We start from the raw sequence: 14,194 nt of genomic DNA on the forward strand, positions 1-14,194 counted from the left end.
CAGCCATGCTCAATCATCATAAAGTAATAACCTCACCCGTAGGAGCTTTAACCCTGATTGCTACGGAAAAAGGGCTAGCGGCGATCCTGTGGGAAAATGATAATCCTGACCGAATTGCCGTGGAGTTAGGGACTCGGGATGAGCAACATCCAGTTTTACTGGAAACGGAACGTCAGTTGAATGAATATTTTACCGGGAAACGGAAGCGTTTCGAGTTAACGCTCGATTTTATCGGAACGGATTTTCAAAAACAGGTCTGGCAGGCTTTACTGACTATTCCTTACGGAGTAACGCGTACATACGGAGAGATTGCCCAGCAGTTAAACAACCCGCAGTCGGTACGGGCAGTAGGTGGAGCTGCGAACCGTAATCCCATTTCCATCATTGCTCCCTGCCACCGGGTGGTCGGGTCTTCAGGTAAGTTAGTGGGTTTTGCGGGCGGATTGGACCGTAAAAATCGGTTACTGAGACTGGAAGGGGCCATTAAGCAAACATCTTTATGGGAGTAATGGGGCTTCCCTTTTGGCTGATAAGGTATTAGAAAAGGGAGTATAGCTCTGACAGATGAAGGCTGGCAAGAAAGCCCTCCCCATACCTAATAACCCTATTCTTTCAGACATGGAAGAAAACCATTTTTTAAGAATTAGAAACTCCATCAAAGATTATTATTTGAAATAAGTCTAAATACAAATAGATTTGGGGCCGTAAAATGAACTCCTTAGTTATGTACCCCATTTCAAAACTTCCCTATCTCTTACTTTTATCCTTCTTCTTCTTTACCACCGCTTGGGCTCAATCCGATCGAGCTACTTTACAGGGCACGGTTAAAACAGCAAAAGGACTGGCTGCCTTCATCAACATTTCTCTGGAGCAGGAAGGCCGCATTCGAATGATTGCTACGGCGGATGAATCCGGGAAATTTTCCCTGAAAGCCCCTGCGGGTTCGTATACAATCATTGCTAGTGGCGTAGGTTACGAAACCATACGTCAGTCCATTGTACTGGTGGCAGGCGAAAAAAATGAAGTTACCCTGCAAACTACGGAAATTGACAAGCAGCTCTCAGAAGTAATCGTATCGGCGGGTCGGCGGGTAGAAACGCTGGCAGAAACCCCTTCTTCGGTTAGCGTTATTACCGGAAAAGAGCTGGAAACCCAAGCAGGAATTAGCCCCAACGTAGCTAATATTCTATCGAACACCGTGCCCGGTCTCGCTCCTTCTACTAACCAGACGGGTAATAGCGGACAAACTTTGCGAGGACGTAACGTGCTGGTACTCATTGATGGAATCCCGCAGTCAACTCCACTGCGGGCGGGTGGCCGTGACATCCGCAGCATTGACCCTTCGGTTATCGAACGCATTGAGGTAATCAAAGGAGCAACCTCTATCTACGGAAACGGGGCCGACGGGGGACTGATTAACTACATCACCAAGAAAGTTCGTCCGGGCAATCACTCGGGGGGTAATACGCAACTGGCCATGACGGGTAATACACGAGGGGACAGTACGTTCGGTTACCGTTTTTCACAACAATTTTTTGGTCGTAATGGAAAGGTGGATTATGTCGTTAGTGGCATGCACGAAAAGACGGGTGTCTTTCGGGATGCACAGGGACAAGTGATCTCCCCTGAATATGGCCTGGGCGAGACACGAATCTATAATGCCTTTGTTAAAATAGGTTACGATATTTCCAGCAAGCACCGGATTGAAGGAATGTATAATTTTTACGGTTCCAATCAACATTCCAATTACGTTCTCAAGGCCGGTAAGTATGGGGTAAGTCCTGCCATTGGGGTCATTGGCAAACGCGTGGGAGTGGACGAAGGAACCCGGCATAACCATAATGCAAATCTTCAATACATCGGACGAAACATCATTGGGGGTACTAATATCAATGCCAGTTTATATTACCAGGATTTCCTGACGATTTACTCAAATTCGGCTTCGTTCTACGGTTCTGGCCAGTCTCAGATTCCCTCCGTTAAGAAAGGTCTTCGGATCAACCTGAATAGTCCCTTCGTCCTTGCCAGTCGTATTCGTGGTGACCTTACGTATGGTTTTGATTTACTCAATGACCAGACTTCTCAGTCTCTGGTGGACGGGCGTACCTGGGTTCCTAACATTAACATGCGAAACCTGGCCCCCTACGCTCAGCTAAGTGCTCTTTTGGTGGAAGGGCTGACGCTGAAAGCAGGGGTTCGGGCAGAAAACATCAACATTAAAATAGCCGATTACAATACCCTGGCAACGGGTCCTAATGGGCAGGGAAGTATTTTTGTAAAAGGCGGTAATCTTGCTATGAGGCCCTGGTATTCAACGCCGGATTACGGTATTCGCAAAACAAATGGTTTAATCCTTTCGTGAGTTATTCGCAGGCTTTTTCCATTTACGATCTGGGACGGATTCTACGGTCGGCTCAGGAAAATACCATCGAGAAGCTACAAACCCAGCCCATTATTGTGAATAATTATGAAGTTGGATTCAGTAGCCAAGTCGGAACACTTTCCCTGTCGGCGGCGGGTTACATCAGTACGTCTAAACTGGGAGCTAATTTTGTTGACCTCGGGGAAGGAGTGTATACAACTGAGCGTGCTCCTGAACGCGTCTGGGGGTATGAAGTTCAGCTTGACTGGACTCCGGTTCGAGCATTTTCCGTGGGCGGGAACTATGCTATTACGGAAGGAAAAGTGGATAAAAATTCGGATGGACGCTATGATACCTATTTAAATGCCAGCCGAATTTCTCCCGATAAAACCACTCTGTATGCCCGCTATTCCGGTATTAAAAATGTAAGTATTGATTTGAACTGGTGGCGATTAGGAGACAGAGATCGGTTTACGCCCCGGACCAACGGTACCTATGCCATTTACGAAGGACGGGTACGATCGTATAACCTCTGGAATTTAAATGTAGGATATAAAGTGAGTGAGCCCGTGCGACTGAGCCTGGGGATTGAAAACCTACTTAACAAGAGCTACTATACCTATATCGCTCAGTTCTTTGGAAGTAATGAAAACTACACCCGTGGCAATGGTCGGCGATTCATGCTGACGCTTAATTATTCATTTTAATTAGGAATAGGGTGATAAGAAAAGAGGTCTTTCCGTAAGGAGGGACCTCTTTTCTTATTTTATACGAAAGACGAAACAACGGATTATAATTTGATTAAAACCCGGCTAGGTAGCTTAGCTGGCAAGGCTTTTGTGACTTTGAAGTTTTGTGCAAAACCTATCATGAAATATGGCAAAGTCTATAGCGGCTGTGATGGTCGAAATGCTGGTGAATGCCGGAGTTAAACGCATTCACGGAATCGTGGGAGATTCTCTCAATGGATTAGTAGATGAAATCCGTCGTTCGGGGAAAATTGAATGGATTCATTACCGGCACGAAGAAGCGGCTGCATTCGCTGCCGGAGCCGAAGCTCAGGCCACGGGTCAGTTGGCGGTTTGTGCCGGAAGTTGTGGCCCCGGTAATCTTCACCTTATCAATGGTTTATACGACTGCCACCGAAGCATGGCTCCGGTGCTAGCCATTGCGGCCCAAATTCCAAGTATGGAAATTGGAACGGGTTATTTTCAGGAAACGAAGCCTGAGTATCTTTTTCAGCAGTGCAGTCATTACTGTGAAACTATCTTTTCAGCCAAGCAAATGCCCCGTGTTTTGCAGATTGCCATGCAAAATGCCATTGGTAAACAGGGAGTAGCTGTTATTACCCTTTCCGGGGATGTATCCTCGGAGAAAGTAGAAGAATCCCATCTTGAACATCAGATCTTTCTTCCCCAGCCCCTCATCCGGCCTTCGGATCAGGAGTTACAGCAAATGGCTCAGCTTATCAACGAGGCTGAAACTGTTACTATTTTGGGGGGAAGCGGCTGTGCGGGTGCTCATGCCGAGGTGTTGCAGTTATGTGAGCAGATAAAAGCTCCCTTAGTCTATGCGTTGCGAGGGAAGGAATACCTGGAATATGATAATCCTTACGAAGTCGGTTTAACGGGTTTGATTGGGTTCCGTTCTGGAGCAAGAGCCGTGGCTAATGGCGAAGTATTACTCATGCTGGGTACGGACTTCCCTTACAAAGACTGGTACCCGGATAAGGCCAAACTGATTCAGGTTGATACGCGTCCTGAGCATTTGGGGCGTCGCTCCAACCTTACCTTGGGAGTAGTTGGAAGTGTCGCTCCGACCATTCAGGCTTTATTACCTTTATTGATCGAGAAAACGAATCGTAAACACCTGGATCGGGCTTTAGAAGATTATAAAAAGAACCGGGAAGAATTTGATTCGCACGCCCGGGGAACCGAAAACGACGGAGTAATTCACCCGGAATACCTGATGGCAGCTCTCAGCGAGAAGGCAAGTAAGGACGCTATTTTCACGGCTGATGTGGGAACACCCACCGTCTGGGCGGCCCGTTACCTGAAAATGACGGCCCAGCGTCGATTATTAGGTTCGTTTACGCACGGCTCTATGGCTAGTGCGATGCCACAGGCGATTGGGGCACAACTGGCCTTCCCGAATCGGCAGGTAATTTCTCTTTCTGGTGATGGTGGTTTTGCGATGTTAATGGGCGATTTGCTGACGATCTTTCAATACAACCTTCCCGTTAAGCTGGTAATTTTTAATAACTACTCCCTGGGGTTTGTAGCTATGGAAATGAAAGTAGCCGGATTGCCACCCTTCGGGACGGATATGAAAAATCCCAATTTCGCTCGTATGGCTGAAGCGATGGGCATTCGGGGCATTCGCGTCGAAAGTCCAGATGATTTACCCGAAGCGATTGAGGAAACGTTCCGGCATTCTGGTCCGGTATTACTGGACGTCGTAGTGAATCCAACGGAGCTTTCCATGCCGCCTAAAGTTACCTTCGAACAAGCCTGGGGCTTCGGGATGTACATGATGAAAGATACGCTTCGCGGCGATGTCAGCGAAGTGGTGGATACGATTAAGAGTAACTTTTTGAATAAGTTATAATCGTTGCTGGCTTTTCTGCTGGCAGCTTGAATAACTCAGGCTGCCAGCGAAAAGCTAGCAGTGGTTACTTTATTTCAGTAAAGTCTTTACCTTCTCCCTAGGTAACTCTTCAATGGTCCCATTCTTCCCTTGGGTCGTTCGGGCTGCCCAGAGCGAGTTTAGAATGGCTTCTTCCGTTGCTTCAATCGAAGCTAAAAAAAGAGCCGACATAGAGTCATTATTTACTTCTTCGAGGGTTTGGGTAATTCCTTTGGTTTCGTGTGGAATACGAACCTTTTCATTCGTAGAAAAAGCCAGCACGTATTCTCCTGAACCATTACTCGCAATACCGCCTACTTTTGCCAACGCCGACCAGGCCCGTTTAGCTAGTCGCTCCAGATTTCGATGGGTAAGGGGAGCATCCGTGGCTACAATAATCATGCAGGAACCATCGGCGGGGTCGTTTAGCTGATCGCTCAGAAAGTATTTACCTAAAGCTTTTCCAATGGGTTTGCCTTTGATTTCCAGCACACCGCCAAAATTGGTTTGCACCAGCACACCTACGGTATAACCACCCGATTTTTTAGGAATCACGCGGGAGCTCGTACCGATACCCCCTTTCCATCCAAAACAGATGGTACCCGTGCCGGCTCCTACGTTTCCTTGAGCAACTGACCCCGTTTTTGCCTTTTGAATGGCTTCCAGCACGTGTTCGGGTTTAACGTGAAAGCCCGTAATATCATTGAGGTAGCTATCATTGGTTTCGCCTACCACGGCATTAACCGAGCGAACTTTCTCATTACCCGGTTGGGCTAACGTGTAATTGATAATCCCCTGCATGCCTGCTGCGACGGAAAGTGTATTCGTTAATACGACGGGTGTTTCCAGATTTCCTAACTCATTTACCTGACTGATCCCCGCCATTTTTCCGAAACCATTGGCCACAAAAACAGCCGCCGGAATTTTCTGTTGAAACAGGTTACCTTCCGTCGGAACAATGGCCGTCACTCCCGTACGAACATCCGTCCCCTGGCTTAAGGTGACGTGTCCAACTTTTAACCCGGCGACATCCGTAATGGCATTGGTTGCACCCGTTTTTAAAATTCCAATGGGGAGTCCAGTATCCTCGCGAAAGCGGGTTTGGGCCTGAAGAATGGAAGAACTGATCATGAGAAGAAAGAAAAGGTGTTTCATTGGGAGGGTTTTCAGTTTTCAGTTTTCAGTTTTCAGTTTTCAGTTTTCAGTTTTCAGTTTTCAGTTTTCAGTTTTCAGTTTTCAGTTTTCAGTTTGAAAAGAGAAAACCCATAAAGGTAGGGAAGAGGTTTGAAAAGGGAACCATAACCCCGGGGGGGGGTAATATGAATAGCCCCGGATGATAATCCGGGGTAACCAGTCTGGACATTTCTGCCACCCTGACTGGTGTCTTCACCAGCCCTTACTAAAAGCATAGAGGTTGGTGAGGACACCAACCACGGTGGATCATTTCAGGTAGAGACGCGACTTCATCGCGTCTGGGTAAGAGGCGGTTTTGGGTCACCTCTGTATTCCTTCCTACGCCATGTTTGGTGTCTCACCAAACACGGTTTGCGTACAAATGACTGGTGAGACACCAGCCACGGCAGGGAAAACCAGACGTGATAAAGTCGCGTTTCTACCATTAGACTACGCTCTTTCGGATTTATAATCCCTAAAGTAACACTAACTGTCTCTACAGAAATGCGGCTAGCAGCTGTTCTGAATTGCAAATCCGAAAAATAGAATAAGCTCACTTCTCAACATCTAATCAAACTGAAATTCCGATTGATAATACTTATACGCATTAATCCACGCCGCATAGCCCCAGAGGAAGCCACCTAAAATGGTTAGATCTACATGAAACATAATAAGCAGTAAACCGACGATAAAGCCCCACAAACCATATGCACTTAGTTTTTCCAGACTTTTGTCATGCTGATACACCCGATGCAAAGCCGCTATTTGAATACCACTGATAAACACGAAGGCTTTCCCCACAAAAAGAAAAGAGACCGTGTCGGGTAAGTAGCGAAACAGGAGTATGATTTCCGGGATGAAAATCAACAGCATTTGCAGGGCATGAGCCGTAAAACGCTTCCCAAAGGATAAAGGTAAATTTCGGACGAAGAGCAAATACTCGTGCTCGAACGTATAATGTTCGGTGGTGAGTCCGAGGTGAATCAGGCTGCCCAGTAGTAAGCCAATGGCCAGTAACCGTTCATCGTAATCATCCGTAGGGTAAAGCAGGCAGACGCCTAGGAGCAGGGCCCCCGAGAAGAATTTAGTGACCAGTACCAAGATAGCATGTTTCCGTAATAAAAACTGAATGAAAAACAGCGGATAGGGCAGCGGCCAGTTCTGGGCAAAAGTTCGAACCTTTGCTTCCGTATCACTTTGCCGAAGAGTTCGTTCGAAGATTAGTAACGCAAGTAGGCTGATGGCAGCAAAAAAGAGAATAAGGGTGATAATAGCCATCCACTGCTGATTTTGAATGGCATACAAACTCATCCAGAAAGCATACGCCAGAATGGGTAGTAATAAGCTGATGGTAATGGTTAACCAGCTAATCACCCGCTGAGGGGTGGAAATTAATCGAAAATAATGCAGAAATCGATAGGCTGGATGACGAAACTGTTGCCGGACAAACCCAATTATTTTAACGGCATATAGCGTCCAAACGGCAAAGTAATAAAGTAAAATAGAAGGCGAAGTCATGGCATACTGAAACACCGCGACGTGATCATCCGAGCGAATAATGCCGAAGCCTAGCATTACAATAACCAGAAAGAAACCCGTATTTTGACGGTAAAACTCCGTTACCAGCGTTCGATAGAGGACCGTTTTCAAGGAATAGGCGAGGCTTTAGCTGAGGTGAATTTCCTCCAGCGTTTGGTTACGGATGATGTAAGAAGAGTCCATTTTTAGGTCGGTTAACCTGAAATCCTGATGGGAGGAAAGTAGAAACTGAACCCCATTCTGGTGATATTGGTCAATGAGCTGACATACATTGGCCACCGCCCGATCATCAATCGTAATGAGAGGTTCGTCAAGCATAATGAGCGTTGGATTGCCCAGAAAACCCAAAATTAAAGACGTTTTTTTGAGCATTCCCGAAGAATAAGTCCCAACGGGCTGTTTCCAGAACGAAGCTATTTCCAGCGTTTCTACTAACGCGTCCACTTGTCCTGCCGGAGCTTTCTTGGCTTTGGCGACAAAAGAAATCAGATCAAAAGCAGATAAATATTCCGGGTAGAGCGGCTCGGCTTCGGCGTAATTCACCCGTAATCGAAACGCAACGGGATCACGCTTTACTTCCCAGGTATCATTTAGCCAGATTTCACCCTCGAAAGGCAACATGCCTGCTACCGACCGAAAAAAAGTACTCTTCCCGGCTCCGTTCACACCCCGAATCCAGTGAATGCCGGGTTGAAGTTGCAGTTCGGGAACTTCCAGAATGATGCGACCGTGATACGCTTTTCGGTAATTTTTGACGTGTAGCATACCTACAAAAAAAGACATTTGGCAAAGCTTTCCAAAACCTTTCCGGTATACGGACGAGCCGTTTGTACTTTTGTATCATGCAAAGCAATTATTACTTCCTTCGCCAACTGTCCAGCGAACTGGAAAATCAGTTGAAAGGCCTGGTTTTGGCGGAGTGTTTTTCGCAGGAAAAAGACGAGCTAGTCATCGGGTTTTGTCCTGAGGAAAAGCAGTGGCGAAAAAAGCGTGATTTTTACATCCGAGCTACCATTCGACCTGATTTCGTAGCTCTAAGCTTCCCCGATGATTTCAGAAGAGCAGGCCGAAATACGGTTGATCTTTTCTCGGAATTACTGGATAAGCAAGTGCTTGGCGTTCGTCAGTTTCTCAACGAACGGGCCTTTTCAATTGAATTTGCAGATGATTACCATTTGGTTTTTAAGCTCTTTGGCAACCGTTCCAACCTGGTATTAATTCAGGGTACGCAGGTCGTTGATCTCTTTCATAATAAACTCGTTTCCGACGAAAACCTGAATATCCAGACGCTGGACCGACCTTTAGACCAGAGTCGGGAAGCCTTTGATCGGGCTAATGGCGACTGGCGGAAGTTATTCCCAACGTTTGGTAAAGATGTAATGTCCTGGCTGGATCGGCATCAGTACCGTTCGTTACCCATTGACGAAAAATGGGCCTTGGTAGAGCAGGTAAGGGCCTACCTGGAAAATCCGCAGTATTACATCAAGACGGTGGAATACCAGCCCGTGTTGACGCTCATTCCCGACGAGGCTGAAAAGACCTTTACCGATCCGATTGAGGCAGCCAATGGCTTCTATTATGCTTATTCGAGAATCAATGTTTTTGACCGGGAGAAGGGACAGATTGTTCGATTACTGCAAAAACGTAAGCAGAAAACCCAGTTGTACATTGATTCGGTCTATGAGAAACTCGACGAGATGGAAAAAGCCATCAAGCACGAGGAAATCGGACATATTCTGATGGCAAATCTGCACCAGATTCCCGAACGATCCGAAAGTATTGAGTTACATGATTTCTACCGCGATCAGCCCGTCACGATTCGTTTAAAGCCCGATTTGACGCCTCAGAAAAATGCCGAGTCGTATTACCGAAAGGCTAAAAACGAGAAAATTGAGATAGAACATCTGATGGAAGCATTGGAAGTTCGGGAAGGCGAAATGGCTGAATACGATGCCCAAATCGAAAAAGTAGAGTCGCTGGAAACGTTAAAGGAGCTGCGAAAATACCTAAAAACCAGTGGGCTGGACAAGATGGAGAAGCCCGATGTTTCGGCGGCTACCTTGTTCAAACGCTACGAGTATCAGGGTTTCGAAATTTTTGTGGGAAAGAATGCCAAAAACAATGACCTGCTCACGCAGCGATATACCCGTAAAGAAGACCTCTGGCTGCACGCCCGCGATGTCACGGGTTCGCACGTTATTATTCGCCATCAGGCCGGTAAACGATTCCCAAATCCAGTCATTGAACGAGCGGCTCAGCTAGCGGCTTATTATTCCAAACGTCGCAATGACAGTTTGTGTCCAGTTATTGTTACCCCGAAAAAATTCGTCCGCAAAACCCGCGATTTACAGGAAGGTCAGGTCATTGTAGAAAAGGAGGAAGTAGTGATGGTAGAACCGAAAGCTTAGCTTAGTTGATGGTTGTTCGTTGTTAGAAAAAAGTAGAGACGTCGATTCATCGCGTCTCTTACTGCATGCGTAGGATCTCTATTCTTAACGGAAAACTGACCACCGAAAACGAATAAAATGAAAATTAAATATCTATTCATAGGAGCTATCTTCTTACTGATGGCCTACATGGTTTATAATGCCACTTCTCAACCCGGTATTCAGGATTTAAAAGGTAATTTTCAGGAAGTAGCCCTGTATCGAAATGAAAACAATACCGGACCTATTACCCGCATCTATGCCGTAACGGTGGAAGATACGTTATGGGGAGAAATGAAAAAATACGGCGATTTTATGCCGCATACCAAATACGGAACTACGAAAGTCTATTTCTTCAAAGCAGGTAGTATGGTACCTAAAGAACTGAATCCAAAAGAAAAAGACTTTGAAGAAAAATATCATCCGATCGCTTCGTATGAGAAGGATGGAATGGGAGAGGTTTTGTTTGATATATAACTAATAAAAGTTAATAAATATGGTATTTGGTATTAAAAACAATGCTATTAATTAGTGTAAAATAGATTTTTTATATTTTATTTAAATAAAATAGTTGTTGTTTTGTGACAGAATAATATGTATCGTTATATTAGCATAATTAACCATCTACTTTATCTAAAGTTTTATAATGATGAGAAAATTTAAATTTACATCTTTTTTTATTTTATTTCTTTTTTTCTTTTTCAGTTGTTCAAAGCAATTAGAAATAAAGCCTAACTTACCAGCTAGAAAGCCTGATTATCTTGCTAGAGGAGGACGACAGAATACTAGTTATATTGCTTGGGAAAATGCAGATTTTTTTATTACAAAGATGATATTGGCACAACTAGAGCAGTTAGGACTCCTTGGTCATCAGGGGGAAGTTCTGTGTTTTCGTTTTATGAAGCTACTGACCGGCTTCAGCAAGATGGATGGGTTTTGCTATATAGTACTCTAGATCCTAATCAGTTTATAGACAATAAACTATTTTTTATATTGTATAATAAATGGAGAGGTATAGTCAGAGTGTTTTTTTATAATAAAGACAATCCTCCTAGTTATTCAAATTACGTTTTAGGTAAACTGCGTTTTGGTAGTGATGGAGTTTTAAACTCTGGACTGTTGAACTTTTCAGAGCAATTTGCATCAGCAAAGGATATTAAATCAGATAGACCATTTACTATTTTATCTAATATTAATCCATCTAGTATAAATACAGGAGCACTGAATAACAGTTGGTATAGTTTTGACTATGAAATTGCTTATGATCCAACTATTACAAGTGTAAATGAAATGAGCGTCGGAATGGATTTAGAAGCGAGAGCTATTGGACAACAGAAGATTTCATTAACAGGATCCTTAGACGGTTCTATAGATGGTACAATAGAAATATCGGGTAAAGAAGGATCTTCGTTAATTAATACTCTGTTTACCTCAAATGATAACTCTATTTCTAATGTTATCGGAAATGTTAGAACCGGATCAAGAAAAAGTTCAGCTAAAGATGGTATATTGAAAATATTAGGAAGTGCGATTACAGACGGGTTTAAGTCTTCGGTGGAAAATGCAGCTAACACATTAGCGACAGGGGGGCTAAACATAATTACCTCTCCAATATCAAAGTTTTTCAATTCTTTAATAGCATCTCCTGCTGAAAATACTGAAAATGTGCATTTAAAAATGAATGCAAAATTAAAAGTACAAGGTACAGCGGAATCAGAATTCCTGTTGTATAATCAACATTTCTTTGTTCCTGGTACTATAAGAAACTCTAATAACCCTGGATTAGTACCTTACTATGATAAACCATTGGGCGTTTTTAATATTTCAACAACACCTGTTATTAATGTGTCTGCATACGGAAGTGATGGTATAACTTATTCATTTAATCCATCTACCTTTAACGTAGATATTAATCCAGAAGTTGCCAATGATATAACTATTTCTGAAATCCAAAAAAGTATTGTATGGCTAAAAACATTTAATGGTATAAGTGTATCACCAACTTCTACTTCCCCCGTTACATTGATTACTAGAACAGAAGGGAAACAGGAAAATACCAATACTCCTTTTGTTCAAGATGAATGGTATGATTCAGGGAGTAATACCTTTCGTATTATAGGGAGAAATGGAAGGCGGATGGCTGCAAATGTTAAAGTACGAGTTTCATTTAAAATCCAGCCTAATAATGGAGGTAAATCAGTATATATATCAAAAATATTTAATGCTAATGTTGTTGGACTAGAAAATTTACTTTAAATTATACTTTAGTTTTAGTAATTTAGGGAATTTTTTGAATATAAGTTCCCTAAATTACTAGGCCATTACCGAAACCATTTCCAACGCTACTCTTCCAAGTTTCTGATCTCCCCTTATCATAACCTGATGCATAATTTCCTGAGGCCTAATACTTTTTGAAAACAAAGGCCAGGCCGTTTCCGGGGAAAGACTTACTTCACTTGTAGGATTACCGATATATTCTTTCTTTAATATCCACGCATTATTTTCCCGAACGACGTACCAGGAACCACCTATCTCGCTGGTAATGGTAAGTTGAATGGTCGTCCCATTTTCTGCCTGAATGCTTCGATAGGTGTGTGGCAAAGCATACATGAACGTATCGATAAACGGATAGAAAAATTCTTTTGTTAAAAGCCCGGGTTTATGAACGGCTGCCCGGATTTGCTGCTGGTGTAGCCACTTTTCAGTGTATTCCCGAGCGAGGTGCATCCAGTTTTTACTCTCTTCTTCTCCGGCCCAGGCTACTGAAAAAGTAGCAGGAGCTTCTGGGTCCAGCGTAGCATAATAATCACAATACAAAGGCCCGGTTAATTCGTGCAGGAGAATTAATAGGGGCGGGCTTACCCGCTTCATGGCTTTCACCCAATCGGCATTTAAGCCATTGAGATAATCTAGTAAGTCCTGATAGGAATGAATGGAAGGATTTTCGCCCTGATACCCGTCTCTTAGTTGTGAAAGAATGCGAATATTCCCATCCAGCAAGTGAGCAACTACATCCTTTACTTTCCAGCGTTTCGCAATGGTTTGAGCCTGCCACTCTTCCGAATTTAGGGAACGTAACAAATCAAACAGCATCTGATCGAGCGTTCGGATTTTTAGGATGAAATCAGTGGTTTGAATAGTGCTCATAATTCATCAATGAAGGGACTAAATATGCACATAATTGTTGATTCATGAGAAGCTATTCATGACAAACCGGAGCTGGCTGCGAGGCAGATATACTAACTTCTGGACTGTAAGGAAGATTTAGTCCCAGCCCTCGCCAGATAAAAAGTAGAGCAATAGCTAAAGTAACTACGGGTAGCCAGCGGTTCAGTCGTTGCCGAAGGGGAAGGCTGATCCATCGCCAGACCCAGCTAACGGCCAGCAGGGCAGGTAAGGTGCCGAGACCGTAAACGGTCATAAAAAGCATCCCTTCCAAAGGCGAATTAGCCGTTAATGCCCCCGCTAAAGCCACGTAAACCAAGCCGCAAGGTAACCAGCCGTTGAGAAACCCGGCAGCGGGGTAAGACCACCAGGTTTTCAGGATTAAAACCTTTCCAAATAGTTTTTGTAGCCGCAGAATCGGACGAAAAGCCAGCCAGCGATTTCCCACCAAGAAGGCAATCATTAACAGGCCGGCCAGTACTGAAATCTGCTGTTGCCAGCCAAAAAGTGAAAACCGTTCCCCTAACAACCCTACTGCCATTCCCAATAAACTATAACTCAGGCACCGGGCCAGATGGTAACTCAGCCGGGCGAGCCATAACTGATTAACTGAAAGTCCACCCACGGGTAAGGCCAGCGAAAGCGGCCCACACATGCCTATGCAATGCAGGCTGGCAGTAAGTCCGGTGATGAAGGCGATTAGCATTGGGTTTAGAGTTTGGAGCGGCCGCCGCTGCGGTTTTGAGCGGCCGTCGCTGCGGTTTTGAGTTTTGAGTTTTGAGTTTTGAGTTTTGAGTTTTCAGTTTTCAGTTTTGAGTTTTGAGTTTTGAGTTTTCAGTTTTTCAGTTTTGAGTTTTGAGTTTTGAGTTTTTCAGTTTTGAGTTTTCAGTTTTCAGTTTTTCAG

12 protein-coding genes are annotated in these 14,194 nt (G+C 44.3%); 7 read left to right on the forward strand and 5 right to left on the reverse strand.

Annotated elements, in window-relative coordinates:
• Positions 1-5 precede the first annotated feature (5 nt).
• From BWI96_RS17225 to poxB, 4 genes are all read left to right on the forward strand, one after another.
• Positions 6-509 carry a methylated-DNA--[protein]-cysteine S-methyltransferase gene (locus BWI96_RS17225; RefSeq protein ID WP_106637776.1) on the forward strand — a complete coding sequence of 168 codons (504 nt, stop codon included), beginning with the start codon at positions 6-8 and terminating at the stop codon, positions 507-509.
• Between the two features lie 215 nt (positions 510-724).
• Complete coding sequence (locus tag BWI96_RS17230) at positions 725-2,362, forward strand: TonB-dependent receptor plug domain-containing protein (RefSeq protein ID WP_198555286.1); 1,638 nt, start codon at positions 725-727, stop codon at positions 2,360-2,362.
• On the forward strand, positions 2,359-3,069 hold the full coding sequence (locus tag BWI96_RS21980; protein ID WP_232793784.1) for a TonB-dependent receptor domain-containing protein: 711 nt from the start codon (positions 2,359-2,361) through the stop codon (positions 3,067-3,069). Before BWI96_RS17230 ends, BWI96_RS21980 begins: the two co-directional genes overlap by 4 nt.
• Before the next feature lie 169 nt (positions 3,070-3,238).
• A complete protein-coding gene (gene poxB / locus BWI96_RS17235; RefSeq protein WP_106637777.1) occupies positions 3,239-4,969 on the forward strand; it encodes a ubiquinone-dependent pyruvate dehydrogenase in 1,731 nt (576 codons plus the stop codon).
• Between the two features lie 69 nt (positions 4,970-5,038).
• On the opposite strand, the gene BWI96_RS17240 is transcribed toward poxB, so the two are convergent.
• The 3 genes from BWI96_RS17240 to BWI96_RS17255 form a co-directional block, all read right to left on the reverse strand.
• Positions 5,039-6,142 (reverse strand): P1 family peptidase, encoded by a 1,104-nt coding sequence (locus BWI96_RS17240; RefSeq protein ID WP_106637778.1) that lies wholly within the window; start codon positions 6,140-6,142, stop codon positions 5,039-5,041.
• A gap of 585 nt (positions 6,143-6,727) precedes the next feature.
• Complete coding sequence (locus BWI96_RS17250; protein ID WP_106637780.1) at positions 6,728-7,810, reverse strand: hypothetical protein; 1,083 nt, start codon at positions 7,808-7,810, stop codon at positions 6,728-6,730.
• Between the two features lie 15 nt (positions 7,811-7,825).
• Entirely contained in the window at positions 7,826-8,482 is a 657-nt protein-coding gene (locus BWI96_RS17255; RefSeq protein ID WP_232793785.1) for an ATP-binding cassette domain-containing protein, read from the reverse strand.
• A gap of 59 nt (positions 8,483-8,541) precedes the next feature.
• Between BWI96_RS17255 and BWI96_RS17260 the strand changes: the two genes are divergently transcribed.
• From BWI96_RS17260 to BWI96_RS17275, 3 genes are all read left to right on the forward strand, one after another.
• On the forward strand, positions 8,542-10,107 hold the full coding sequence (locus BWI96_RS17260) for an NFACT RNA binding domain-containing protein (RefSeq protein ID WP_106637781.1): 1,566 nt from the start codon (positions 8,542-8,544) through the stop codon (positions 10,105-10,107).
• Between the two features lie 117 nt (positions 10,108-10,224).
• Positions 10,225-10,602: a hypothetical protein gene (locus BWI96_RS17265; RefSeq protein ID WP_106637782.1), complete on the forward strand. Its 378-nt coding sequence runs from the start codon at positions 10,225-10,227 to the stop codon at positions 10,600-10,602.
• Between the two features lie 321 nt (positions 10,603-10,923).
• Positions 10,924-12,381, forward strand: a complete 1,458-nt coding sequence (locus BWI96_RS17275) for a hypothetical protein (protein WP_157830413.1) — start codon at positions 10,924-10,926, stop codon at positions 12,379-12,381.
• 57 nt (positions 12,382-12,438) lie between these two features.
• Here BWI96_RS17275 and BWI96_RS17280 read toward each other — a convergent pair whose 3' ends face one another.
• A complete protein-coding gene (locus BWI96_RS17280; protein ID WP_106637785.1) occupies positions 12,439-13,272 on the reverse strand; it encodes a maleylpyruvate isomerase N-terminal domain-containing protein in 834 nt (277 codons plus the stop codon).
• Between the two features lie 52 nt (positions 13,273-13,324).
• On the reverse strand, positions 13,325-13,996 hold the full coding sequence (locus BWI96_RS17285; protein ID WP_106637786.1) for a sulfite exporter TauE/SafE family protein: 672 nt from the start codon (positions 13,994-13,996) through the stop codon (positions 13,325-13,327).
• Positions 13,997-14,194 lie beyond the last annotated feature (198 nt).

The sequence above is a fragment of the Siphonobacter sp. SORGH_AS_0500 genome (genome assembly GCF_002838835.1).
Classification (GTDB): Bacteria; Bacteroidota; Bacteroidia; order Cytophagales; family Spirosomataceae; genus Siphonobacter.